The sequence below is a fragment of the Streptomyces celluloflavus genome, assembly GCA_000720995.1.
GTDB classification, from domain to species: Bacteria; Actinomycetota; Actinomycetes; order Streptomycetales; family Streptomycetaceae; genus Streptomyces; species Streptomyces celluloflavus.
In genome coordinates this window covers 1-23,700 of sequence record JOEL01000045.1, presented here as the reverse complement: position 1 = coordinate 23,700, position 23,700 = coordinate 1, and the positions used below count along the sequence as shown (strand labels likewise).

The following is a 23,700-nucleotide window of genomic DNA, read 5'->3' as shown; positions in this document are numbered from 1 at the left end:
GCTTGCTTGAGCCTGCATTGTGCAGGCTGGCGGGCCGCACTGTCGCGCCGCCCAGCCGGGATCGCCGGGGTGTGAGAAGGCGCACGCACACCCCGGCGGACGGCTCAGCGCTTGCCGAAGAGGTCCGCGGGGAAGGCCCCGGCGGCCACCGCGGGGGTGACGAACCCGGCCGTCAGCTCGGTCAGCCGGGCCACCCCCGCGGCGCCCAGATGCTCGTACGGCGCCCGGTCCAGGCGGTCGGTGGCGTCCTCCAGGTCCTTGCGCAGCTGCTCACCCGCCGGCGTCAGCCCGCCCGCGGCGTCCAGCAGTCCGCGCCCGCGCAGCCGGTCCTGCGCCGCCGCCCACTCCTCCTCGGACCAGCCGCGCGTCCGCATGATCCACTCAAAGCTCATCCCGCGGCCGCTGGCGGTGTGCGTGACCAGCGCCTCCACCGCGTCCAGTTCGGCGTCCAGCAGCGTCATCAGGTGCCCGTCACCGCGGTGTTCGCGCAGCAGCGTCGCGGCGTGCCAGAGGGCCAGGTGCGGCGCGTCCGGCACCGGCAGGTCGGCGTGCGCGGCGAACAGCGGGCGGGCGTACGGGGTGCACGCCTCGGCGGCGCGCAGCGCCAGCCGGGCGGCCTCCGCCATCTCCGCGGACTCCAGGGCGGCGTCGCCCATCAGCCGCCGCAGTGAGGTGTCCGCGACCCGCAGCCGGGCGTCCAGGACGGTCCGCGGCGCGGCGACCGACCAGATGTGCGGGACGTGCCGCGCGACAAGCGTGTGGCTGAAGTTGTAGAAGGCCGCGGTGACGGCGCCGGGGCCGACCGCGCCCATGGCCGCGGCCCGGGTCGCGAGATAGACGGCGGCACTGTCCTCGATGCCGGTCTTCGCGAGTTCGGTGCTCAGTTCGGGCGAGAAGTAGTGCATCGCGTGGAACGAGTTGAGGGAGCTCTGGCAGCGCCGGCCGGCGCGCTCGGGCAGTGCGGTCGAAGAGGTCATGGCGGGCAGGCTACCGACCCGTCGGTATGGGGGTGCGCGCAGGTCCGGTCACCGCCGGGGCGGATGGCAGTAAAGGTGGGTTATTCGTCATTGCCGCCTTCGCCGGAGCTGCCCAGGATGGAGGCATGGAACAGCGCGATGTGCTGGTCGTCCTCTTCGACCGCCTCCAGAGCCTCGACGTCACCGGGCCGGTCGAGGTCTTCAGCGGCGCGTCCGCCGCCGCCCCGGGCGCCTACCGCATCCGCACCGCGAGCCTGGACGGCGCCCCGGTCCGCACCTCCAGCGGCCTGACGCTCACCCCGGACCTCGCGCTCGCCGACGCCGGAGCGCCCGACACCCTCCTGATCCCCGGCGGCGAGGGCACCCGCACCCCCGATCCGCGGCTCATCGACTGGCTGCGCACCCACGCCCACCGCGCCCGGCGCAAGGTCTCGGTGTGCAGCGGGGCGCTGCTGCTGGCGGAGGCCGGGCTGCTGGACGGCCGCCGCGTGACGACCCACTGGACGCTCTGCGCCGCCCTCGCCGAGCGGTTCCCCGCCGTCCGGGTCGAACCGGAGCCGATCTACGTACGGGACGGGGACGTCACCACCTCCGCGGGCGTCACGGCCGGTATCGACCTCGCGCTGGCCCTGGTGGAGGAGGACCTCGGCCGGGACCTCGCGCTGACCGTCGCCCGCCATCTGGTCGTCTTCCTGCGCCGGCCGGGCAACCAGACCCAGTTCAGCGCACAGCTCGCCGTCCAGACCGCGGAGCGGCGCCCGCTGCGCGACGTCCAGCAGTGGATCACCGAGCACCCGGCGGCCGACCTGTCCGTGGACGCCCTCGCGGACCGTGCTGGGCTCTCCCCGCGGCACTTCGCCCGCGCCTTCCGCGACGAGGTCGGCATGACGCCGGGCCGCTATGCCGGCCGGGTACGGCTGGAGGCCGCCCGGCGTCGCCTGGAGGACACCGCCGACGGCATCGAGGAGGTGGCCCGGCACTGCGGGTACGGCACCCCCGAGGCGATGCGCCGCGCCTTCGTACGGGTCCTGGGCGCCGCCCCGGCCGAATACCGCCGGCGCTTCCAGCCGGCCCGCTGACCGGCCCGGCCGCACCCGGCCGGACCCGTCGCCCGTTACCACGACAGCCGCGCGGAGCCACCCCGCCCCGGCCCGCCGCCCCCTGACGATCAGGCTCACATCGACCGGCCGACAACCCAAGCCCCCTCAGCACCTCCCGCATTCCCGAAAGGCACCGCCATGCAGATCGCGATCCTGCTCTACGACCGCTTCACCGCGCTGGACGCCGTGGGCCCCTACGAGACGCTCGGCCGCCTGCCGGGCGCGGCGCCGGTCTTCGTCGGCGCGCGCACCGGCCCGTACCGCAACGACGCGGGCAGTCTCACGATGGTGGCCGACGCCGCACTGTCCGAGGTCACCGCGCCCGACATCCTCGTCGTACCGGGCGGTCCGGGGCAGAGCGTGCTCATGGCGGACGGCCCGCTGCACGACTGGCTCCGCGCCGTGGACGCGGGCACCACCTGGACCACCTCGGTGTGCACCGGTTCCCTGCTCCTGGCCGCGGCCGGTCTCCTCACCGGCCGCCGGGCGACCTCCCACTGGCTGGCGCTGGACCAGCTGCCCGCGTTCGGTGCCACGCCGACCGGGGAACGGGTGGTCGTCGACGGAAAGTACGTCACCGCGGCCGGGGTCTCCTCCGGGATCGACATGGGCCTGACGCTGGCGGGCCGGATCGCGGGCGACGCCGTCGCCCAGGCGATCCAGCTCGGCATGGAGTACGACCCGCAGCCGCCGTACGACGCCGGTTCCCCGCAGAAGGCGCCCGCCGAGGTCACCGCGGAACTGCGGGAGCGCAGCCGGTTCCTCCTCAACGGGGAGTGAGCCCCGGCCGGGGAGCGGCCCGGCGGTGACACCCCGGCGGGCGCCGCCTCAGCCCGCCGGCCAGGTGAAGCGCGGCGCCCGGCGCTCCAGGAAGGCGGCGGCCCCCTCCACGGTGTCGCCGCTCTCCCGCGCCTGCGCCGCCCAGTACGCGGCCCGCTCCTCGGCCGCCGCCACCGGTACGTCCCACGCCCCGTCCACCAGCTCCTTCGCCGCCGTCTGCGTCAGCCGCGACCGGCTCGCCAGTACGGCCGCGAAGTCCGCCACCCGCTTGTCCAGCTCGCCCTCGGGCAGCACCTCGTCCACCAGACCGGTACGCAGCGCCCGCGCGCTGTCGATCAACTCCCCGGAGAAGAGCAGGTACTTGGCGGCCGACGGGCCGACCAGCCGGACCAGCCGCCGGGTGGCGGACACCGGATAGACGACCGCCAGCTTCGCCGGCGTCACCCCGAACAGCGCCCCCTCCTCCGCGAACCGCAGATCGCAGGCGGCCGCCAGCTGGCAGCCGCCGCCCACGCAGTAGCCGCGGATCGCCGCCAGCGTCGGCCCGGGGAACGCCGCCAGCGCCTCCTCGGCCGCCATCGCCAGCGCCTGCGGCTCGTCCACCGCGTCCCGCAGCGCCCCGATGTCCGCCCCGGCGCAGAACGTCCCGCCCTCGCCCGTCAGCACCAGGGCCCGTACCGCGCGATCGGCCGCCAGCCGCGCCAGCAGCGGCGGCAGCTCCCGCCACATCCCCGCGGTCATCGCGTTCCGCTTGCCGGTGTTGCTGATCGTGACGGTCGCTGTGCCGTCGCTGACACACGTCCTCAGGCCCGGTTCCATGCCCCGGATATTAGAGCGACCGTCCAGCGGGCGGGCGGATACGATCGGCGGTCTGATGTCAGCAACTCTCGTCGCCAAAGACCTCGCCGCCGGCCACGGCGAGCGCGTCCTGTTCTCCGGTCTCGATCTGGTCGTCGCCCCCGGCGACGTGATCGGCCTCGTCGGCGCCAACGGCGCGGGCAAGTCCACCCTGCTGCGCCTGCTGGCCGGGCTGGACACCCCGGAGGACGGCGGACTCGCGCTCAGCCCGCCCACCGCCACCGTCGGCCACCTCCCGCAGGAGCCCGACCGCCGCCCGGGGGAGTCCGTCCGCTCCTTCCTCGCCCGCCGCACCGGTGTGGCCGACGCGCAGCTCGCCCTGGACGCCGCCACCCAGGCGCTGGTCGACGAGCGGCCGGGCGCGGACGACGCCTACGCCGACGCCCTGGAGCGCTGGCTCGCGCTGGGCGCCGCCGACCTGGAGGAGCGCGCCGAGGAGACCGCCGCCCAGCTCGGCCTCACCATCGGCCTCGACCAGCCGATGACCTCCCTGTCCGGCGGCCAGGCCGCCCGCGCCTCGCTCGCCTCCCTGCTGCTCTCCCGCTACGACGTCTTCCTGCTGGACGAGCCGACCAACGACCTCGATCTGGACGGACTGCAACGGCTGGAATCGTTCGTCACCGGCCTGCGCGCCGGCACGGTCCTGGTCAGCCACGACCGCGAGTTCCTGACCCGTACGGTCAACCGCGTCGTCGAACTCGACCTCGCCCAGCAGCAGGTCAACACCTACGGCGGCGGCTACGCCTCCTACCTGGAGGAACGCGCGCGGGCCCGCCGGCACGCCCGGGAGCAGTACGAGGAGTACGCCGACACCAAGTCCGCCCTGGAGACCCGCGCCCACACCCAGCGCAACTGGATGGAGAAGGGCGTCCGGAACGCCCGCCGCAAGGCCACCGATGGCGACAAGATCGGCCGCAACGCGCGGGTGGAGTCCACCGAGAAGCAGGCCGCCAAGGCCAAGCAGACGCAGCGCCTGATCGAGCGTCTCGATGTCGTCGAGGAGCCCCGCAAGGAGTGGGAGCTGCGGATGGAGATCGCCGCCGCGCCCCGGGCCGGCGCGGTGGTGGCCACCCTCCGCGGTGCCGAGGTCCGCCGCGGCGACTTCCGCTTCGGGCCGGTGGACCTCCAGATCGACTGGGCGGACCGGGTCGCCATCACCGGGCCCAACGGCTCCGGCAAGTCCACACTGCTCGCCACCCTCCTCGGCCGGCTCCCGCTGGACGCCGGGCAGGCTTCGCTCGGCCCCGGCGTGGTGGTCGGCGAGGTCGACCAGGCGCGCGGCCTGTTCGTCGGCGACGAGCCGCTGATGGACGCCTTCCGGGCCTCGGTCCCGGATCTGCCGCCCGCCGAGGTGCGCACCCTGCTCGCGAAGTTCGGGCTGAAGGCGGCCCATGTGCTGCGCCCGGCGCGCACCCTCTCGCCGGGGGAGCGGACCCGGGCCGCGCTCGCCCTCCTCCAGGGCCGCGGGGTCAACCTCCTCGTGCTGGACGAGCCGACCAACCACCTCGACCTGCCGGCCATCGAACAGCTGGAGTCCGCGCTCGCCTCGTACCCGGGCACCCTGCTGCTGGTCACCCACGACCGCCGGATGCTGGACGCGGTGCACACCACCCGCCGCATCGAGGCCGATGGCGGACGGATCACCGACCGGCAGGTGTGAGCGCGGGCGGGGCGGGGCCGCCGGACGCGCCGCCCCGTGTGACGGTCAGCGGTCCGGTGCCCTGCCGGGGCACCGGACCCTACGGCGGCCACTCCGCGGCAGTCCGTGGACAAGAATCAAAGGCAGCAGGATCAGTCGCCGGACCGAGCGCGCCACTCGTAAACAGTCAAAAGACGTCGATTGGTGCTGACTTATGTTCAGCGGGCCGGTCGGGGCCATGGCGTTCTCAACACTCGACATGTGAGGATGCCTTCCGGACCCCCCGCAGAACCCCCCGAGGAACTGACCGTCCCGCCCGCGTACGAAGGTGTGTGGCGGTTCACCGCCCCGGCACTGGAGGTGTCCGTGCCCCGGGCGCGCCACGCGGTCCGGGCCCTCCTCGACGACCGGCGCGTACCCGTCGCCGCCTGCGTCGTGGACAGCCTGCTGCTGATCGTCTCCGAACTCGTCACCAACGCCGTACAGCACGCCGCCCTGCTCTCACCCGAGATCGCCGTACAGCTCAGCGTCGGCGCCGGCCGGCTGCGCGTCGCCGTCGAGGACGGCCACCCCTACCGCCCCAGAGCGGTGGAGGCGGACGAGGACGACACCGGCGGCCGGGGCCTGTGGCTGGTCAAGATGATCACCGCGGAGGCGGGCGGCAGCTGCGACGTCGAGCACACCGCGAACGGCGGCAAGGCGGTCTGGGCCGAGCTGCCGCTCGTCCCGCTGGCTACCAGCCCGCCGACGGCCCGGTGAGCTCGCGGACCGCCGGGCGCGCGGCGTCCAGTACGGTCATGAACCACGCCGAGAACGGCTCCTTGGCATGCCGCTCGGCCAGCTCCTGCGCCGTCACGAACGCGATCTCGCCGATCTCCGCCGGATCCGGCGCGGGCTCGGCCCGCACCACCCCGACGAAGAGGTGGTTGAACTCCTGCTCCACGAGGCCGGAGGCCGGATCGGGGTGGTTGTAGCGCACCGTGCCGGCCTCCGCGAGCAGCGCCGGGGCGAGCCCCAGCTCCTCGGCGGTGCGCCGGGCCGCGGCCGCGAACGGCGTCTCGCCCGGGTACGGATGCCCGCAGCAGGTGTTGGACCACACACCGGGGGAGTGGTACTTCGCCAGCGCCCGGCGCTGGAGCAGCAGCCGGCCCTTCTCGTCGAAGAGGAAGACGGAGAACGCCCGGTGCAGCTGGCCGGGAGGCTGGTGGGCGGCGAGCTTCTCCGCGGTGCCGATCGTCGTACCGTCCTCGTCGACCAGCTCCAGCATGATCGATTCAGCGGCGGCCGGTGCGCTCGCCGCCGAGAGCCCGGCGGTCTGTCCGTTGGCAGGTGTGATCGGCATTGCCCGTCCTTGTCGTCGGTCTTCGACGACAAGTCTGCCCTAGGGGGTGTCATCGAAGCAGTCCCTGCCCCGCGGTGTCCGACACGGCACCCCGCGGCATTGTCGGGATCACCCCGATACATCCAGTATCGGGGGCGCTCCGCCGCCGTGCGACGCACCGCACCGGACACCGCGGGACCCGCCCTGCGGCGGGCGAGACGGCCCCGGCAGTGTCCGCATCGGCACCGGGCGGCGTGCACGCGGAGCCACCGAACCCGCACAGGGGCGGCACGGAACACCGCGCCCCGCATCCCGCATCCCGGCACCGTGCCCGTGCACCCCGCCCGGCCGGTGAGAAGGTCCACACCGCTCCCGCGCGCACCACGGCCGACGCCCGCACCGCCGGCCCGGCCGAGCAGTGGGCCGTCAGTGGCCGCCCGCCCCGCACCACCGCTGCCGATCCAATCCGCCCCACCCATGACCAGTCCGTACATAACCGGCACCCGATCGGTCCCGGCCGCGGACGGCAGTTGTTCATGCGGCGCCCGATCGACGATGATGATCGCGGCAGACGCGGCCTTCGGTCACTCGATCGTGCGATGAATGCGCGGTGAACGGCCTCCTCCGGCGATCCGATAGCCTCTGCCGACGTGCCACCAACCCTTCAGGGGTGAGGTGTGCCACGCCCACTGCCCGGGTAGTTCGTACCGAATGCGGACCGACCGGCGCTGCCTTGTCAGCATCCAAGGAGTGAGTTCGTCTGTCGACCGCCATCCTCACCGGTCCGCCGGTAGCCGGGTCGTCGCTCGAAGCCGACCTGCGCTCGCTGGGCTTCGACGTCCGCACGGCGGATGACCCCGCCTCCGCCGCGGACCTGATCGCCGCGGTGCCCGCACAGGAGCGGGTGGCCGTCGTCGACCCCCGCTTCGTCGGCCATCCGCACGCCCTGCGGCTCGCCCTGACCGACCCGCGCTTCCCGGCCGCGGCCGTGCCCGGCGCGCTCACCGCGCAGCCCGAGGCCCGCCCCGCGCTGGTCCGCGCCGCCGCCGCGATCCCGGTCGGCGCCGGCACCGCGCACCTGACCGACGTCCTCACGGAGACGCTGACCGACTCCCTCGACCGCGACGGCGTCGGCCTCCAGCGCATCGAGCTGGGCAGCCTGGTCGCCACCGTCGCGCTCACCCCCGCCCAGCGCGCGGACGCCCGGGATGCCGTGGCGGCCGTCGACGACGAGGCGGTGCGGCTGCGCACCGCGGTCAAGTCCCGCGACGGGTTCTTCACGACCTTCTGCATCAGCCCGTACTCCCGCTACCTCGCCCGCTGGTGCGCGCGCCGCGGTCTGACCCCCAACCAGGTCACCACCGCGTCCCTGCTCACCGCGGTCATCGCGGCGGGCTGCGCGGCCACCGGCAGCCGCGGCGGCTTCATCGCGGCCGGTGTCCTGCTGCTCTTCTCCTTCGTCCTGGACTGCACCGACGGGCAGCTCGCCCGCTACTCCCTCCAGTACTCGACGATGGGCGCCTGGCTCGACGCGACCTTCGACCGGGCCAAGGAGTACGCCTACTACGCCGGTCTCGCCCTGGGCGCCGCCCGCGGCGGCGACGACGTCTGGGCGCTGGCGCTCGGTGCGATGGTCCTCCAGACCTGCCGCCATGTCGTCGATTTCTCCTTCAACGAGGCGAACCACGACGCCAACGCCAACACCAGCCCCACCGCGGCGCTCTCCGACCGGCTCGACAGCGTCGGCTGGACGGTCTGGGTACGCCGGATGATCGTGCTGCCCATCGGCGAACGCTGGGCCATGATCGCCGTCCTCACCGCGTTCACCACCCCGCGCATCGTCTTCTACGCGCTGCTCATCGGCTGCGCACTGGCCGCCTGCTACACCACCGCCGGCCGGGTGCTGCGCTCCCTGACGCGCCGGGCCCGGCGGACCGACCGCGCCGCGCGGGCGCTCGCCGACCTCGCCGACTCCGGCCCGCTCGCCGAACTGTGCGCCGGCGGAGCGCGCGGCCGCGGCCGCGCGAGCTCCTTCCTGGCGCCCGTCATGGCCTTCCTGTCCACCGCGGTCCTGCTGGTCTGGGTGCTCTTCCAGGACCACCCCGCGTCCTGGCCGACCGTCGGCGTCGCGGCCTGCTCCGCGCTGCTGGCCGGCGCGGCCGTCGCCCGCCCGCTCAAGGGCGTCCTCGACTGGCTGGTGCCGCCGCTCTTCCGGATCGGCGAATACACCACGATCCTGGTCCTGGCCGCCCGCTCGGACGCGCCCGGAGCGCTGCCCGCGGCGTTCGGACTGGTCGCGGCCGTCGCCTACCATCACTACGACACGGTCTACCGCATCCGAGGTGGCAGCGGCGCCCCTCCGCGGTGGCTGGTCCGGGCGGCCGGCGGCCATGAGGGACGGATTCTCGTCGTCACCGTCCTCGCCGCGCTGCTGTCCCCCTCAGGTTTCACCATCGCGCTGACCGCCCTCGCTGTGGTCCTGGCGCTGCTGGTGCTCATCGAGAGCATCCGCTTCTGGGTGTCCTCCGGTGCACCCGCCGTACACGATGAAGGAGAACCCGCATGATCGGCCTCGTGCTGGCAGCCGGCGCCGGACGGCGTCTGCGTCCCTACACCGACACTCTGCCCAAGGCACTGGTGCCGGTGGGCCCGGAACAGGACGGGGAAGCCACGACCATCCTGGACCTGACGCTCGGCAACTTCGCCGAGATCGGCCTGACCGAGGTCGCGATCATCGTCGGCTACCGCAAGGAAGCCGTGTACGAGCGCAAGGAGGCCCTGGAGCAGAAGTACGGCCTCAAGCTCACCCTCATCGACAACGACAAGGCCGAGGAGTGGAACAACGCCTACTCCCTGTGGTGCGGCCGTGACTCCCTCCAGCACACGGTGATCCTCGCCAACGGCGACACCGTGCACCCGGTCTCCGTCGAGAAGACCCTGCTCGCCGCCCGCGGCGACGGCCGGAAGATCATCCTCGCGCTGGACACGGTGAAGCAGCTCGCCGACGAGGAGATGAAGGTCATCGTGGACCCCGTCAAGGGCGTCCAGAAGATCACCAAGCTGATGGACCCGGCGACCGCCACCGGTGAGTACATCGGCGTCACCCTCATCGAGGGCGAGGCCGCCGCCGATCTGGCCGACGCCCTGAAGACGACCTTCGAGCGCGACCCCGACCTCTACTACGAGGACGGCTACCAGGAGCTCGTCAACCGCGGCTTCAAGATCGACGTGGCGCCCATCGGCGACGTCTCGTGGGTCGAGATCGACAACCACGACGACCTCGCGAAGGGCCGTGAGATCGCATGCCGGTACTGACCCGGCTCATTCCGTCCCCCGTCGTCGTCGACATCAACGCCGGCGCCCTGGACGGCCTGGCGGGCCTCCTGGCCGACCAGCGCATCTCCGCCTCCGGCAAGCTGGCCGTCGCGATCAGCGGCGGCTCCGGGGCGCGGCTGCGCGAACGGCTGGCCCCCGCGCTGCCCGGCGCCGAGTGGTACGAGGTCGGCGGCGGCACCCTCGACGACGCGATCAAGCTCGGCGACGCCATGAAGAAGGGGCACTACGACGCGGTCGTGGGGCTCGGCGGCGGCAAGATCATCGACTGTGCGAAGTACGCCGCGGCGCGGATCGGGCTGCCGCTCGTGGCCGTCGCGACGAACCTCTCGCACGACGGCCTGTGCTCGCCGGTCGCGACCCTCGACAACGACGCGGGCCGCGGCTCCTACGGCGTGCCCAACCCGATCGCCGTGGTGATCGACCTCGACATCATCCGCGAGGCTCCGGTCCGGTTCGTCCGGTCCGGTATCGGCGACGCGATCTCCAACATCTCCGCGGTCGCGGACTGGGAGCTCTCGCACCGGGAGACCGGGGAGTCGATAGACGGACTGGCCGCCGCCATGGCACGCCAGGCCGGTGAGGCCGTGCTCCGGCATCCGGGCGAGGTCGGCGACGACGCGTTCCTCCAGGTGCTCGCCGAGGGCCTGGTCCTCACCGGCATCTCGATGTCGGTGGCCGGCGACAGCCGCCCCGCGTCCGGCGCCTGCCATGAGATCAACCACGCCTTCGACATCCTCTACCCCCGGCGCTCGGCGAGCCACGGCGAGCAGTGCGGCCTCGGCGCCGCCTTCGCCATGCACCTGCGCGGGGACCGGGAGACGAGCGCGCTGATGGCCGGGGTACTGCGCCGGCACGGCCTGCCGGTCACACCGGGCGAGATCGGCTTCACCGACGAGGAATTCGTCGCCGCCGTCGCCTACGCGCCCAAGACCCGCCCCGGGCGCTACACGATCCTGGAACACCTCGACCTGTCCACCGACCAGATCAGGGACGCTTACGCCGACTATGCACAAGCCGTCAGTAGCTGAACTCCGGCCGGTCGTCCACCCCGAGGGTGTGAAGGACCGGCGCAGCGGTGAGCACTGGGCCGGTCGCCTCTACATGCGGGAAATCTCGCTGCGCTGCGACCGGTACCTGGTGAACACCAGGATCACGCCCAACCAGCTCACGTACGTGATGACCGTGTTCGGCGTCCTCGCCGCCCCGGCCCTCCTGGTGCCGGGGATCTGGGGCGCGGTGCTCGGCGTGCTGATGGTCCAGCTCTACCTGCTGCTCGACTGCGTCGACGGCGAGGTCGCCCGCTGGAAGAAGCAGTTCTCGCTCGGCGGCGTGTACCTGGACCGCGTCGGCGCCTATCTGTGCGACGCCGCCGTGCTGGTCGGCTTCGGCCTGCGCGCCGCGGACCTGTGGGGTTCCGGGCGGATCGACTGGCTGTGGGCCTTCCTCGGCACCCTCGCCGCCCTCGGGGCCATCCTGATCAAGGCAGAGACCGACCTCGTCGGCGTCGCCCGGCACCAGGGCGGGCTGCCGCCGGTCAAGGAGGCGGCGTCCGAGCCGCGCTCGTCCGGAGTGGCGCTGGCCCGCAAGGCCGCCGCGGCGCTGAAGTTCCACCGGCTCGTCCTGGGGATCGAGGCGTCCCTGCTGATCCTGGTGCTGGCGGTGCTGGACGCGATCCGGGGCGACCTGTTCTTCTCCCGCCTCGGCGTCGCCGTACTGGCCGGTATCGCCCTCCTGCAGACGCTGCTGCACCTCGTGTCCATCCTCGCCTCCAGCAGGCTCAAATGACCGCGGCTACCCCGATGCGGCTCGGGGCGGTCGTCCTGACCATGGGCAACCGCCCGGCGGAGCTGCGCGCGCTGCTGGACTCGGTCGCCGCCCAGCACGGGGATGCGATCGAGATCGCGGTCGTCGGCAACGGTTCGCCGCTGCCCGAGCTCCCCGAGGGCGTACGGACCGTCGAGCTGCCGGAGAACGTCGGCATCCCTGCGGGCCGCAACGTCGGCATCGAGGCGTTCGGACCCGGCGGCACCGAGGTGGACGTACTGCTCTTCCTGGACGACGACGGTCTGCTGGCCCGCCAGGACACCGCCGAGCTGTGCCGGGAAGCCTTCGCCAAGGATCCGGAGCTCGGCATCATCAGCTTCCGGATCGCGGATCCGGACACCGGTGAGACCCAGCGCCGCCACGTGCCACGGCTGCGCGCCGCAGACCCCCTGCGGTCCTCCCGGGTCACCACCTTCCTCGGCGGCGCGAACGCGGTCCGCACCAAGGTGCTCGACGAGGTCGGCGGGCTGCCCGGCGACTTCTTCTACGCACATGAGGAGACCGACCTGGCCTGGCGGGCCCTGGATGCGGGCTGGCTGATCGACTACCGGTCGGACATGGTCCTCTTCCACCCGACGACGGCTCCGGCCCGGCACGCGGTCTACCACCGGATGGTGGCGCGCAACCGGGTCTGGCTGGCCCGGCGCAACCTGCCCGTCCCGCTGGTCGTGGTCTATCCCGCCGTCTGGTTCCTGCTGACCCTGGCCCGCCGCCCGTCGCGGCCGGCGCTGCGGGCCTGGCTGGGCGGTTTCCGTGAGGGCTGGGCGAGCCCGTGCGGTCCCAGGCGTCCCATGAAGTGGCGTACCGTGTGGCGCCTGACCCGACTGGGCCGCCCTCCTGTCATCTGACAAGCTCGTATCTGAGAGCATCGGGCGTGAGCCGGGGCACGGCCCCGGCAGCGCACCTTGAGGACGAAAGTGTCAACTGTGAGCGAGACTACGCACGACAGTGCGGTCGCCATGAGTGCCCCGCCATCACCCGACGAGGGGCTCACCGCGGCCCAGCGTGCCCAGAAGTACGGGCTTTCGCAGAGCGGGGCCCGACCCAGTCTGCCGGAGTACGTCCGGCAGCTGTGGGACCGGCGGCACTTCATCTCCGCCTTTTCCAGCGCGAAGCTGACGGCGCAGTACAGCCAGGCGAAGCTGGGACAGGTCTGGCAGGTGGCGACGCCGCTGCTGAACGCGCTCGTCTACTACCTCATCTTCGGTCTGCTGATCGGCACGCGGAAGGGCGTCCCCGACTTCGTCCCGTTCCTGGTGACCGGTGTCTTCATCTTCACCTTCACACAGAGCTCGGTGATGGCCGGTACGCGGGCGATCTCCGGCAACCTGGGGCTGGTCCGCGCGCTGCACTTCCCGCGTGCCTGCCTGCCCATCTCGTTCTGCCTCATGCAGCTCCAGCAGCTGCTGTTCTCGATGGGTGTGCTGGTCCTCATCCTGCTCGGCTTCGGGCAGCTGCCGACCTGGTCGTGGCTGCTGGTGTTCCCGGCGCTGCTGCTGCAGTTCGTCTTCAACACCGGCCTGGCGATGGTCATGGCCCGGCTGGGCAGCAAGACCCCCGACCTGGCGCAGCTGATGCCGTTCATCATGCGTACGTGGATGTATGCGTCCGGCGTGATGTTCAGCATCGACCTGATCCTCAAGGGCAAGGACGTCCCGGGGTTCGTCGAGGTCGTGCTCAACGCCAACCCGGCCGCCGTCTACATCGACCTGATGCGTTTCGCGCTGATCGACAGCTTCACGGCACAGCAGCTGCCGCCCCATGTGTGGGCGTTCGCCGCCGGCTGGGCCGTGCTGATGGGTGTCGTCGGCTTCGTGTACTTCTGGAAGGCTGAGGAGCGGTACGGACGTGGCTGAGCAGAAGGACGCCGCCCAGGCGGCAGAGGCCCGCGTGCCGACCGTGATCGCGGACGAGCTGCACATCGTCTACCGGGTGTACGGCACCGGTGCGGGCAAGGGCGGTGCCACGGCGGCGCTCAACCGGATCATCCGCCGCAAGCCGTCGGCGGGCGTGCGCGAGGTGCACGCGGTCAAGGGCGTGAGCTTCACGGCGTACCGCGGTGAGTCGATCGGCCTGATCGGGTCGAACGGCTCCGGCAAGTCGACGCTGCTCAAGGCGGTCGCGGGGCTGCTCCCCGCGGAGTCGGGCAAGGTCTACACGCACGGCCAGCCCTCGCTGCTGGGTGTCAACGCGGCCCTGATGAACGACCTGACCGGCGAGAAGAACGTCATCCTCGGTGGTCTGGCCATGGGCATGTCCCGCGAACAGGTCCGCGAGCGCTACGAGGGCATCGTCGACTTCTCCGGCATCAACGAGAAGGGCGACTTCATCTCGCTGCCGATGCGCACGTACTCCTCCGGTATGGCGGCCCGTCTGCGGTTCTCCATCGCCGCGGCCAAGGACCACGACGTGCTGATGATCGACGAGGCGCTGGCCACCGGCGACCGCAGCTTCCAGAAGCGTTCCGAGGAGCGCATCCGCGAGCTGCGCAAGGAAGCCGGTACGGTCTTCCTGGTCAGCCACAACAACAAGTCGATCCGGGACACCTGTGACCGGGTGCTGTGGCTGGAGCGGGGCGAGCTGCTGATGGACGGCCCGACCGACGAAGTGATCAAGGCGTACGAGAAGGAGTCGGGCAAGTAGTCCCGCCCGCTCCCCGAGGCCCCGCGACTCCGGCTCGCCGGGGCCTCGGTCGTTAATGGATGGTCAACTCCGCCGAGGTCGGGAACGGTTGGATCCGCTGCGACGTTGACTGGATCGTTGCCTTGAGCTTCGGTACCCGGTCGGACGCGGACCAGATGTACAGCGTAAGCTGTACGGGGTACTGAACAACACAAGTGGTACAAGTCGGGCAATGCTCACCCGCTCGGGCGATGACGGCCCGGCCAGGCCGTGCTGCTACCTGCGGCGTGTCCGAAAAGGGATGTTTTGGCTTGGCGGTGTAGAACGGGAGACGTGACGGCAATGGCTACTGGTTCGCTCCGGCTTCCCGATGCGCCGGGCAGCCCCCGGTGAGCGAAGGGGAGGCGCAGACGCGCAGCGTCTTCGACCGGCGGGCGGCGGTCTCCGGCGGACCGGCCGACGCGCAGTCACGCACCGTGCTGGACCAGGCCGCGCACGAGAACTTCCCGGTGGCGCCGTTCTTCCTGCCCCGCGCCTGGCGCGCCGACCTGATGGCCGTCTACGGCTTCGCCCGGCTCGTCGACGACATCGGCGACGGCGATCTCGCCCCCGGTGGCGGCGACGCCGTGCTGCTCGGCCTGGACCGCGCGCAGTGTGACGACCGCCCCGCGCTGCTGGACGCCCTGGAGGCGGACCTGTACCGCGTCTTCAGCGACCGGGCTCCCGGGCCCCGGCATCCGCTGATGCGCCGGCTCGGCCCGACTGTCCGCCGCTGCGCGCTGACCACCGAACCGTTCGTCCGCCTGATCGAGGCGAACCGGCAGGACCAGCGGGTGGCGCGCTACGCCACCTACGACGATCTGCTCGCCTACTGCGAGCTGTCCGCCAACCCCGTCGGCCGCCTCGTCCTCGGCATCACCGGCACCGCCAGCCCCGAGCGCATCCGCCGCTCGGACGCGGTCTGCACCGCGTTGCAGATCGTCGAACACCTCCAGGACGTGGCCGAGGACCTCGGCCGCGACCGTATCTACCTCCCTGCCGAGGACATGAAGACTTTCGGGGTCACCGAGGCCGATCTGGCCGCCCCGAGCGGGGGCGCACCGGTGCGCGCGCTGATCGCCTACGAAGCGGAGCGCGCCCGCGAGCTGCTGAATGAAGGCACCCCGCTGGTGGGTAGCGTGCACGGCAGGCTCAAACTGCTGCTGGCCGGCTTCGTGGCCGGCGGGCGCGCCGCACTCCGGGCGGTCGCGGCCGCCGATCACGACGTACTCCCCGGACCGCCCAAGTCGACCAAGCTCAGCCTGCTGCGCGAGGTGGGGGCGACATTGCGAAGAGAGGGGTGAGTCGGACCGTGGAGGCAACCGCACACACATCCGCGCCGGTCATCGCCGCATACCGCTACTGCGAGGCCGTGACCGGGCAGCAGGCACGGAACTTCGCCTACGGCATCCGGCTGCTGCCGGCCGAGAAGCGACAGGCCATGTCGGCGCTCTACGCCTTCTCGCGGCGGGTCGACGACATCGGCGACGGCACCCTGGAGCCGGCCGCCAAGCACCGGCGCCTGGAGGACACCCGGGCGCTGCTGGCCCGGGTCCGGAACGGCCAGGTGGGGGAGGACGACACCGATCCGGTGGCCGTCGCGCTCGCCGACGCCGCCCGCCGCTTCCCGCTGCCGCTCGACGGGCTCGACGAGCTGATCGACGGTGTCCTGATGGACGTCCGCGGCCGGCACTACGAGACCTGGGACGACCTCAAGGACTACTGCCGCTGCGTCGCCGGGGCCATCGGCCGTCTGTCGCTGGGCGTGTTCGGTACCGTGCCCGGCGCGCGGGACGCCGAGCGCGCCTCCGAGTACGCCGATACCCTCGGGCTCGCCCTCCAACTCACCAACATCCTCCGGGACGTTCGCGAGGACGCGGGCAACGGACGCACCTACCTCCCCGCCGAGGACCTGGCCAAGTTCGGCTGCTCGGCCGGCTTCCACGGCCCGGTCCCGCCGGCCGGCGCCGACTTCACCGGCCTGGTGCGCTTCGAGGTCAAGCGCGCCCGCGCGCTCTTCGCCGACGGCTTCCAGCTGCTGCCGATGCTCGACCGGCGCAGCGGCGCCTGCGTGGCGGCGATGGCAGGTATCTACCACCGCCTGCTGTCGCGGATCGCCGCCGACCCCGCGGCGGTGCTGCGCGGCCGGGTCTCGCTGCCCGGCCACGAGAAGGCGTTCGTCGCGGTGCGCGGGCTCTCCGGGCTCGACGCGCGCGCGATCGGCCGCCGGCAGACCGTCAGGAGGCGCGGATGACGTGCCGGGCCGGCGACAGCGATGATCCGGCGTCGGCGCGGCGGGCAACCCTCCGGCGGACGGCTGCGTCCATGACGGAAGTACGGGGGGAGCACGCATGACATCGGGAGACGGGCGGGCCGACCGCCACCACACACCGCCGGCAGGCCGTCCCGAAGGGGCGGCTGCGGTGGTCGTCGGGGGCGGACTGGCCGGCACCACGGCGGCGCTCGCGCTGGCCGACGCGGGGCTGCGGGTCACCCTCGTGGAGGGCCGTCCCCGGCTGGGCGGCCTGGTCTTCTCCTTCCGCCGCGACTCCGCCGCCGGCGAGCTGACCGTCGACAACGGCCAGCACGTCTACCTGCGCTGCTGCACCGCCTACCGCCGGTTCCTGGAGCGGATCGACGCCGCACACCTGGTCCCCGTCCAGGACCGTATGGACGTACCGGTCCTCGACGCCGACCGGATGCGGCTCGGCCGGCTGCGGCGCACCGCGCTGCCCGTCCCGCTCCACCTGGCCAGGAGCCTGGCCCTGTATCCGCACCTCTCGCCCGCCGAGCGGGCCGGTGTCGTGCGCGCCACCCTCGCGCTCCGGCGCCTGGACCCGGCCGACCCCGCGCTGGACGGCCACGACTTCGGCAGCTGGCTGCGCCGGTACGGCCAGTCGGCCCGTACGGTCGAGGCCCTGTGGGACCTGGTCGGCGTCGCCACCCTCAACGCCACCGCCGACGAAGTGTCCCTGGGCCTGGCCGCCAAGGTCTTCAAGACCGGGCTGCTCTCCGACCCGGGCGCCGCCGACATCGGCTGGGCCCACGTCCCGCTCGGCGACGTCCACGACACCCTCGCCCGCACCGCCCTGGAGAAGGCCGGGGTACGCGTCGCCCTGCGCACCCGCGCCACCGCCGTGACCCGCACCGACGGCGGCTGGCAGGTCTCGGTGTCGAGCGGCCCGCACGGCGGCGAGCAACTGGCCGCGGACACCGTCGTCCTCGCCGTACCGCAGCGGGAGAGCCACGCACTGCTCCCCGGCGGTGCGCTGGCCGACCCGGACCGGCTGCTGGGCATCGGCACCGCGCCGATCCTCAACCTCCATGCCGTCTACGACCGCAGAGTGCTGCGCCGCCCCTTCTTCGCCGCGGTCGGCTCACCGGTCCAGTGGGTCTTCGACCGCACGGACGCCTCCGGGCTCGCCGCACTGCCCGAGGGGACCGGCCGTCAGTATCTGGCCGTCTCGCAGTCCGCCGCGCAGGACGAGATCGACCTGCCGATCGCCAAGCTCCGCGCCCGCTACCTCCCCGAACTGGAGCGGCTGCTGCCCGCCGCCCGGGGCGCCAGGATCATCGACTTCTTCGTCACCCGCGAGCGCACCGCGACCTTCGCGCCCGCCCCGGGCGTCGGCAGGCTCCGCCCCGCCGCCCGTACCCAAGTCCCCGGCCTGTTCCTGGCCGGTGCGTGGACCGCCACCGGGTGGCCCGCGACCATGGAAAGCGCCGTGCGCAGCGGCACCGTCGCCGCTCGCGAGGCGCTCACCGAACTCGGCTTCCCTCAGGGCCAGTTGACCCAGGAGGCGGCATGACTACGAGTATCAGTTCCCGCACGAGCACGAGCATCGGAAACAGAGGAGAAACCGTGAACCCGGCTTCCCCAGCTATCGACACCGAGAGCGTCACCGCGCTGCTGGAGCGTGGGCGGACACTCGCCACTCCCGTGCTGCGTGCCGCCGTGGACCGGCTCGCCCCTCCCATGGACACCGTCGCCGCCTACCACTTCGGCTGGATCGACGCACAGGGCCGCCCGTCCGCGGGCGACAGCGGCAAGGCCGTACGGCCCGCGCTCGCCCTGCTGTCCGCGCAGGCCGCGGGCAAGGCGCCCGAGGTGGGCGTGCCGGGTGCGGTGGCGGTCGAGCTGGTGCACAACTTCTCGCTGCTGCACGACGACCTGATGGACGGCGACGAGCAGCGCCGGCACCGCGACACCGTATGGAAGGTGCACGGCCCCGCGCAGGCCATCCTCGTTGGCGACGCGCTGTTCGCGCTCGCCAACGAAATACTGCTGGAACTGGGCACGGTCGAGGCCGGCCGGGCCACCCGCCGGCTCACCGTGGCCACCCGCAAACTGATCGACGGCCAGGCCCAGGACATCTCCTACGAGCACCGCGAGCGGGTCACCGTCGAGGAGTGCCTGGAGATGGAGGGCAACAAGACGGGCGCCCTCCTCGCCTGCGCGGTCTCCATCGGCGCCGTCCTCGGCGGCGCCGACGACCACACCGCGGACACCCTGGAGCGGTACGGATACCACCTCGGCCTCGCCTTCCAGGCGGTCGACGACCTGCTCGGCATCTGGGGCGACCCGGACGCCACGGGCAAGCAGACCTGGAGCGATCTGCGCCAGCGCAAGAAGTCGCTGCCGGTGGTCGCCGCGCTCGCCGCCGGGGGCCCGGCCTCCGAGCGCCTCGCCGGGATCCTCGCGGCGGACGCCAAGAAGAGCGAGACCGAGATCGCCGACTTCACCGAGGAGGAGTTCGCCTCCCGCGCGGCCCTGATCGAGGAGGCCGGCGGCCGCGAGTGGACCTCTCAGGAGGCCCGCCGCCAGCACGCCACCGCCATCGCCGCACTGGACGAGGTCGAGATGCCGGAAGAGATCCGCGGGCAGCTCGTCGCGCTCGCGGACTTCGTCGTCGTACGAGAGAGATGATCACTATCAAACCGATCTAGATCGCAGTCGCCGGTCGGCGCCAGCCGGGCGCCGGCCGACGGAATCCCTGAGCACGCTTCACAGTTCACTGCCGAAGGGGAAGCCATGAAAGCGACGACCGACGGAAGCACCGGGGCGCCCGCCCCCCGGGCCCCCTCGGCCAGCGATGACGCCGCCGAGACAACCGCATACACGCCGACCGTCGTGGCGGGGGACACGATGGCCGCCGCACGACACGCGACCACCCGCGCCACCGAGCATCTGCTCGCCGCCCAGGACTCCGCCGGATGGTGGAAGGGCACCCTCGAAACCAACGTCACGATGGACGCGGAAGACCTGCTGCTCCGTCAGTTCCTCGGCATCCAGGACCGCGGGACCACCGAGGCGGCGGCCCGCCACATCCGCGCCGAACAGCGCGCCGACAACACCTGGGCCACCTTTCACGAAGGGCCCGGCGACCTCTCCGCCACCATCGAGGCATACGTCGCCCTCCGGCTCGCCGGAGACGCCCCCGACGCCCCCCACATGGCCGGCGCCGCCGCCTGGATCCGCGGCCACGGCGGTATCGCCGCCGCCCGCGTCTTCACCCGCATCTGGCTGGCCCTCTTCGGCTGGTGGCGGTGGGAGGACCTCCCCGAACTCCCGCCGGAGCTCATCTACTTCCCCCAGTGGTTCCCGCTCAACATCTACGACTTCGGATGCTGGGCGCGGCAGACCATCGTGCCGCTGACCATCGTCTCGGCCAAGCGCCCGGTACGGCCCGCACCGTTCGCCCTCGACGAGCTGCACACCGACCCGCGCCATCCCCGCCCGCGGCAGCCGCTCGCCCCGGCCGCCAGCTGGGACGGCCTCTTCCAGCGCCTCGACAAGGCGCTGCACCTCTACCACAAGGTCGCACTGCGCAAGCTGCGCGGGGCCGCGATGCGCTCCGCCGCCCGCTGGATCGTCGAACGGCAGGAGAACGACGGCTGCTGGGGCGGTATCCAGCCCCCCGCCGTCTACTCCATCATCGCCCTGCACCTCCTCGGCTACGACCTCGACCACCCCGTCCTCAGCGCCGGTCTGCAGTCGCTGGACCGGTTCGCCGTCTGGCAGGAGGACGGCAGCCGCATGATCGAGGCATGCCAGTCCCCGGTCTGGGACACCTGCCTGGCGACCATCGCGCTCGCCGACGCCGGAGTCCCCGCCGACCACCCGCAGCTGGTCAAGGCCGTCGACTGGATGCTCGCCGAGGAGATCGACCGGCCCGGCGACTGGGCGGTCCGCAGACCGCAACTCCAGCCCGGCGGCTGGGCGTTCGAGTTCGAGAACGACAACTACCCGGACATCGACGACACCGCCGAGGTGGTGCTGGCGCTGCGCCGGGTGCGTCATCCGGATCCGGCGCGCGTCGACGCCGCCGTCCAGCGCGCGGTGCGCTGGAACCTCGGCATGCAGTCGAAGAACGGAGCCTGGGCCGCCTTCGACGCCGACAACACCAGCCCGTTCCCCAACCGCCTGCCGTTCTGCGACTTCGGCGAGGTCATCGACCCGCCGTCGGCCGACGTCACCGCCCATGTCGTCGAGATGCTCGCCGACGTCGACCGCACGCACGACCCGCGCACCCGCCGCGGCATCCAGTGGCTGCTGGCCGAACAGGAGCCCAGCGGCGCCTGGTTCGGCCGCTGGGGCACCAACTACCTCTACGGCACGGGATCGGTGCTCCCCGCGCTCGCCGCGGCCGGTATCCCCGGTTCGCACCCCGCGGTCCGCCGGGCCGTCGGCTGGCTGGAGCGGGTGCAGAACGACGACGGCGGCTGGGGCGAGGACCAGCGGTCCTACCAGGACAAGAAGTGGGCCGGCCGCGGCGCGTCGACCGCCTCGCAGACCGGCTGGGCGCTGATGGCGCTGCTCGCGGCCGGCGAGCGGGACAGCGAGGCGGTACGGCGCGGGGTGCGCTGGCTGGCCGACACCCAGCGCGCGGACGGCACCTGGGACGAGCCGTACTTCACCGGCACCGGCTTCCCCTGGGACTTCTCCATCAACTACCACCTGTACCGGCAGGTCTTCCCGCTGACGGCCCTGGGCCGCTACGTCAACGGCGGACCGGCCGGTGCGTCCCTGGGGGCCTGATGCCACGCAGGCCCGCGCCGGATGCCGGACCGCCGCTGCTGGTCGCCTGCGCGCTCGGCATCGAACGGTTCGCGCTGCGCGGCGGTGAGCGCGGCGCCGGCAACCCGCCCGCGATCACCCTCCGTACCGGTATGGGCCCGCAGGCGGCGGAGCGCGCCCTCGCCAAGGCGCTGGCCGACGGCGCCCGCACCGCGGATTCGCCCGTCATCGCCAGCGGCTTCTGCGCCGGCCTCGCCCCCGGGATGCGGCCCGGCGACGTGGTCGTCGCCGAGACCACCCGCGATCACCGCCCGGACGCGCCGGAGGTGGTCTGCCGGGACAACGGCCCGCTGCTGCGGGCCTTGCGGGCGCGCGGCCTGACCGTGCACACCGGCCTGCTGTGCGGCTCCGACCACGTCGTACGCGGCGCGGCGCGGGTCGCCCTGCACGCCACCGGCGCCGTCGCGGTGGACATGGAATCCGCCGCCACGCTCCGCGCGGCCACGCGGGCCGGCCGCCGTCCGGTTGCGGCCGTACGGGTGGTCGTGGACGCTCCGGAACATGAACTCGTCCGTATCGGCACCGTGCGCGGTGGAATATCGGCCTTCCGTGTGCTGCGCTCTGTGTTTCCTGTTTTTTTCGAATGGCACCGTTCTTTGCTGCTCCCCAGGAGGTGAGCTAGATGGCCATGCCGCTCCGTCAGTCCATCCGGGTCGGAACCTATCTCTTTGAACAGAAAGTGCTGCGGAAGCGCGAGAAGTTCCCGCTCATCGTCGAGCTCGAACCCCTCTTCGCCTGCAACCTGAAATGTGAGGGCTGCGGCAAGATCCAGCATCCGGCGGGGGTGCTCAAGCAGCGGATGCCGGTGGCGCAGGCGGTCGGCGCGGTGCTGGAGTCCGGCGCCCCGATGGTCTCCATCGCCGGCGGCGAACCCTTGATGCACCCCCAGATCCATGAAATCGTACGGCAGTTGGTGGCCCGCCGGAAATATGTCTTCCTGTGCACCAACGCGATGCTGCTGCGCAAGAAACTGGAGAAGTTCACGCCCTCGCCGTATTTCGCCTTCGCGGTGCACATCGACGGAATGCGGGAACGGCATGACGAATCCGTCGCGAAGGAAGGCGTTTTCGACGAAGCGGTGGCGGCCATAAAGGAGGCCAAGCGGCGTGGTTTCCGCGTCACCACCAATTCCACCTTCTTCAACACCGACACCCCGCAGAACATCATCGAGGTCCTCAACTTCCTCAACGACGACCTCCAGGTCGACGAGATGATGCTGTCGCCCGCCTACGCCTACGAGAAGGCCCCCGACCAGGAGCACTTCCTGGGCGTCGAGCAGACCCGGGAGCTGTTCAAGAAGGCGTTCGCCGGCGGCAACCGCCGTCGCTGGCGGCTCAACCACAGCCCGCTCTTCCTCGACTTCCTGGAGGGCAAGGCGGACTTCCCGTGCACGGCCTGGGCGATCCCCAACTACTCGCTCTTCGGCTGGCAGCGGCCCTGCTACCTCATGAGCGACGGATACGTCCCGACGTACCGGGAGCTCATCGAGGAGACCGACTGGAGCAAGTACGGCCGGGGCAAGGACCCGCGCTGCGCCAACTGCATGGCGCACTGCGGCTACGAACCCACCGCCGTCCTGGCCACCATGGGCTCCCTCAAGGAGTCCCTGCGGGCCGCCCGGGAGACCGTCGCAGGAAACCGCGGGTGACGTGATGAGCAGTGGCGAGCTTCCCGGGGGAGTGCGGGACATCCCCCGGAGCAGCACGGTACCGGTGCTCCCCGAGGTCCCGGCCCGGCCGCTGGCGGCGCGGCGTAAGTCGCGCGCCATCCAGGTCGGGCCGGTGACGGTGGGCGGCGGCGCTCCCGTCTCGGTGCAGTCGATGACGACGACGCGGACGTCCGATGTGGGGGCGACGCTTCAGCAGATCGCGGAGTTGACGGCGTCGGGGTGTCAGATCGTGCGGGTGGCGTGTCCGACGCAGGATGATGCGGATGCGCTGGCGGTGATTGCGCGGAAGTCGCAGATTCCGGTGATCGCGGATATTCACTTCCAGCCGAAGTATGTGTTCGCGGCGATCGATGCGGGGTGTGCGGCGGTCCGGGTGAATCCGGGGAACATCAAGCAGTTCGATGACAAGGTCCGGGAGATCGCGAAGGCGGCGTCGGAGGCGGGTACCCCGATCCGG

At 72.2% G+C, this 23,700-nt stretch carries 22 protein-coding genes; 19 read left to right on the top strand and 3 right to left on the bottom strand.

Annotation, left to right across the window (positions count from 1 at the left end; genetic code table 11):
* Positions 1 to 104: 104 nt before the first annotated feature.
* Positions 105 to 977 (bottom strand): SCO6745 family protein, encoded by an 873-nt coding sequence (locus tag IH09_RS29120; protein WP_052860500.1) that lies wholly within the window; start codon positions 975 to 977, stop codon positions 105 to 107.
* A gap of 125 nt (positions 978 to 1,102) precedes the next feature.
* On the opposite strand from IH09_RS29120, the gene IH09_RS29115 reads away from it, so the two are divergent.
* The gene (locus IH09_RS29115; protein ID WP_052860499.1) at positions 1,103 to 2,056 is read left to right on the top strand and encodes a GlxA family transcriptional regulator; all 954 of its coding nucleotides are present in this window, start codon (positions 1,103 to 1,105) and stop codon (positions 2,054 to 2,056) included.
* A 159-nt stretch (positions 2,057 to 2,215) separates the two neighbouring features.
* A complete protein-coding gene (locus IH09_RS29110) occupies positions 2,216 to 2,857 on the top strand; it encodes a DJ-1/PfpI family protein (protein ID WP_052860498.1) in 642 nt (213 codons plus the stop codon).
* 48 nt (positions 2,858 to 2,905) lie between these two features.
* Here the strand turns inward: IH09_RS29110 and IH09_RS29105 are convergent, their stop codons facing one another.
* Positions 2,906 to 3,676 (bottom strand): enoyl-CoA hydratase/isomerase family protein, encoded by a 771-nt coding sequence (locus IH09_RS29105; RefSeq protein ID WP_052860497.1) that lies wholly within the window; start codon positions 3,674 to 3,676, stop codon positions 2,906 to 2,908.
* Positions 3,677 to 3,731: 55 nt separating this feature from the next.
* On the opposite strand from IH09_RS29105, the gene IH09_RS29100 reads away from it, so the two are divergent.
* On the top strand, positions 3,732 to 5,375 hold the full coding sequence (locus tag IH09_RS29100) for an ABC-F family ATP-binding cassette domain-containing protein (protein WP_052860496.1): 1,644 nt from the start codon (positions 3,732 to 3,734) through the stop codon (positions 5,373 to 5,375).
* A gap of 246 nt (positions 5,376 to 5,621) precedes the next feature.
* A complete protein-coding gene (locus tag IH09_RS29095; RefSeq protein ID WP_052860495.1) occupies positions 5,622 to 6,113 on the top strand; it encodes an ATP-binding protein in 492 nt (163 codons plus the stop codon).
* Here IH09_RS29095 and idi read toward each other — a convergent pair.
* Complete coding sequence (idi, locus tag IH09_RS29090; protein ID WP_052860494.1) at positions 6,088 to 6,696, bottom strand: isopentenyl-diphosphate Delta-isomerase; 609 nt, start codon at positions 6,694 to 6,696, stop codon at positions 6,088 to 6,090. The two genes, IH09_RS29095 and idi, sit on opposite strands and share 26 nt — an antisense overlap.
* Before the next feature lie 739 nt (positions 6,697 to 7,435).
* Between idi and IH09_RS29085 the strand changes: the two genes are divergently transcribed.
* The 15 genes from IH09_RS29085 to IH09_RS29015 form a co-directional block, all read left to right on the top strand.
* Positions 7,436 to 9,241, top strand: a complete 1,806-nt coding sequence (locus IH09_RS29085) for a DUF5941 domain-containing protein (RefSeq protein ID WP_052860493.1) — start codon at positions 7,436 to 7,438, stop codon at positions 9,239 to 9,241.
* Positions 9,238 to 9,990: a phosphocholine cytidylyltransferase family protein gene (locus tag IH09_RS29080; protein WP_052860492.1), complete on the top strand. Its 753-nt coding sequence runs from the start codon at positions 9,238 to 9,240 to the stop codon at positions 9,988 to 9,990. Before IH09_RS29085 ends, IH09_RS29080 begins: the two co-directional genes overlap by 4 nt.
* Entirely contained in the window at positions 9,978 to 11,039 is a 1,062-nt protein-coding gene (locus IH09_RS29075; RefSeq protein WP_052860491.1) for an iron-containing alcohol dehydrogenase family protein, read from the top strand. The genes IH09_RS29080 and IH09_RS29075 overlap by 13 nt, the downstream gene beginning before the upstream one ends.
* Complete coding sequence (locus IH09_RS29070; protein ID WP_094793264.1) at positions 11,017 to 11,796, top strand: CDP-alcohol phosphatidyltransferase family protein; 780 nt, start codon at positions 11,017 to 11,019, stop codon at positions 11,794 to 11,796. The genes IH09_RS29075 and IH09_RS29070 overlap by 23 nt, the downstream gene beginning before the upstream one ends.
* A gap of 14 nt (positions 11,797 to 11,810) precedes the next feature.
* On the top strand, positions 11,811 to 12,683 hold the full coding sequence (locus IH09_RS29065) for a glycosyltransferase family 2 protein (protein WP_052860489.1): 873 nt from the start codon (positions 11,811 to 11,813) through the stop codon (positions 12,681 to 12,683).
* Between the two features lie 78 nt (positions 12,684 to 12,761).
* Positions 12,762 to 13,691: an ABC transporter permease gene (locus tag IH09_RS29060; protein ID WP_052860488.1), complete on the top strand. Its 930-nt coding sequence runs from the start codon at positions 12,762 to 12,764 to the stop codon at positions 13,689 to 13,691.
* Positions 13,684 to 14,478 (top strand): ABC transporter ATP-binding protein, encoded by a 795-nt coding sequence (locus IH09_RS29055; protein WP_052860487.1) that lies wholly within the window; start codon positions 13,684 to 13,686, stop codon positions 14,476 to 14,478. Before IH09_RS29060 ends, IH09_RS29055 begins: the two co-directional genes overlap by 8 nt.
* Positions 14,479 to 14,933: 455 nt before the next feature.
* On the top strand, positions 14,934 to 15,800 hold the full coding sequence (gene hpnC, locus IH09_RS29050) for a squalene synthase HpnC (protein ID WP_052860518.1): 867 nt from the start codon (positions 14,934 to 14,936) through the stop codon (positions 15,798 to 15,800).
* Complete coding sequence (gene hpnD / locus IH09_RS29045) at positions 15,797 to 16,750, top strand: presqualene diphosphate synthase HpnD (protein ID WP_052860486.1); 954 nt, start codon at positions 15,797 to 15,799, stop codon at positions 16,748 to 16,750. Before hpnC ends, hpnD begins: the two co-directional genes overlap by 4 nt.
* 97 nt (positions 16,751 to 16,847) lie before the next feature.
* Positions 16,848 to 18,305, top strand: a complete 1,458-nt coding sequence (gene hpnE / locus IH09_RS29040) for a hydroxysqualene dehydroxylase HpnE (RefSeq protein ID WP_110952650.1) — start codon at positions 16,848 to 16,850, stop codon at positions 18,303 to 18,305.
* A gap of 53 nt (positions 18,306 to 18,358) precedes the next feature.
* Positions 18,359 to 19,423 carry a polyprenyl synthetase family protein gene (locus IH09_RS29035; protein ID WP_172450768.1) on the top strand — a complete coding sequence of 355 codons (1,065 nt, stop codon included), beginning with the start codon at positions 18,359 to 18,361 and terminating at the stop codon, positions 19,421 to 19,423.
* 105 nt (positions 19,424 to 19,528) lie between these two features.
* Positions 19,529 to 21,535: a squalene--hopene cyclase gene (shc, locus tag IH09_RS29030; protein ID WP_052860483.1), complete on the top strand. Its 2,007-nt coding sequence runs from the start codon at positions 19,529 to 19,531 to the stop codon at positions 21,533 to 21,535.
* Positions 21,535 to 22,191: a phosphorylase family protein gene (locus IH09_RS29025; RefSeq protein WP_052860482.1), complete on the top strand. Its 657-nt coding sequence runs from the start codon at positions 21,535 to 21,537 to the stop codon at positions 22,189 to 22,191. The genes shc and IH09_RS29025 overlap by 1 nt, the downstream gene beginning before the upstream one ends.
* A gap of 5 nt (positions 22,192 to 22,196) precedes the next feature.
* Positions 22,197 to 23,222, top strand: coding sequence for an adenosyl-hopene transferase HpnH (gene hpnH, locus IH09_RS29020; RefSeq protein WP_052860481.1), 1,026 nt, complete (start codon positions 22,197 to 22,199; stop codon positions 23,220 to 23,222).
* 4 nt (positions 23,223 to 23,226) lie between these two features.
* A partial coding sequence (locus IH09_RS29015; protein ID WP_190233442.1) for a flavodoxin-dependent (E)-4-hydroxy-3-methylbut-2-enyl-diphosphate synthase occupies positions 23,227 to 23,700 on the top strand: 474 nt, incomplete at its 3' end.

Coding starts and splice junctions, on each gene's coding strand:
- IH09_RS29120 (WP_052860500.1), bottom strand. CDS start 977: ATGACCTCTTCGACCGCACTGCCCGAGCGCGCCGGCCGGCGCTGCCAG.
- IH09_RS29115 (WP_052860499.1), top strand. CDS start 1,103: ATGGAACAGCGCGATGTGCTGGTCGTCCTCTTCGACCGCCTCCAGAGC.
- IH09_RS29110 (WP_052860498.1), top strand. CDS start 2,216: ATGCAGATCGCGATCCTGCTCTACGACCGCTTCACCGCGCTGGACGCC.
- IH09_RS29105 (WP_052860497.1), bottom strand. CDS start 3,676: ATGGAACCGGGCCTGAGGACGTGTGTCAGCGACGGCACAGCGACCGTC.
- IH09_RS29100 (WP_052860496.1), top strand. CDS start 3,732: ATGTCAGCAACTCTCGTCGCCAAAGACCTCGCCGCCGGCCACGGCGAG.
- IH09_RS29095 (WP_052860495.1), top strand. CDS start 5,622: ATGCCTTCCGGACCCCCCGCAGAACCCCCCGAGGAACTGACCGTCCCG.
- idi (WP_052860494.1), bottom strand. CDS start 6,696: ATGCCGATCACACCTGCCAACGGACAGACCGCCGGGCTCTCGGCGGCG.
- IH09_RS29080 (WP_052860492.1), top strand. CDS start 9,238: ATGATCGGCCTCGTGCTGGCAGCCGGCGCCGGACGGCGTCTGCGTCCC.
- IH09_RS29075 (WP_052860491.1), top strand. CDS start 9,978: ATGCCGGTACTGACCCGGCTCATTCCGTCCCCCGTCGTCGTCGACATC.
- IH09_RS29070 (WP_094793264.1), top strand. CDS start 11,017: ATGCACAAGCCGTCAGTAGCTGAACTCCGGCCGGTCGTCCACCCCGAG.
- IH09_RS29065 (WP_052860489.1), top strand. CDS start 11,811: ATGCGGCTCGGGGCGGTCGTCCTGACCATGGGCAACCGCCCGGCGGAG.
- hpnE (WP_110952650.1), top strand. CDS start 16,848: ATGACATCGGGAGACGGGCGGGCCGACCGCCACCACACACCGCCGGCA.
- shc (WP_052860483.1), top strand. CDS start 19,529: ATGAAAGCGACGACCGACGGAAGCACCGGGGCGCCCGCCCCCCGGGCC.
- IH09_RS29025 (WP_052860482.1), top strand. CDS start 21,535: ATGCCACGCAGGCCCGCGCCGGATGCCGGACCGCCGCTGCTGGTCGCC.
- hpnH (WP_052860481.1), top strand. CDS start 22,197: ATGGCCATGCCGCTCCGTCAGTCCATCCGGGTCGGAACCTATCTCTTT.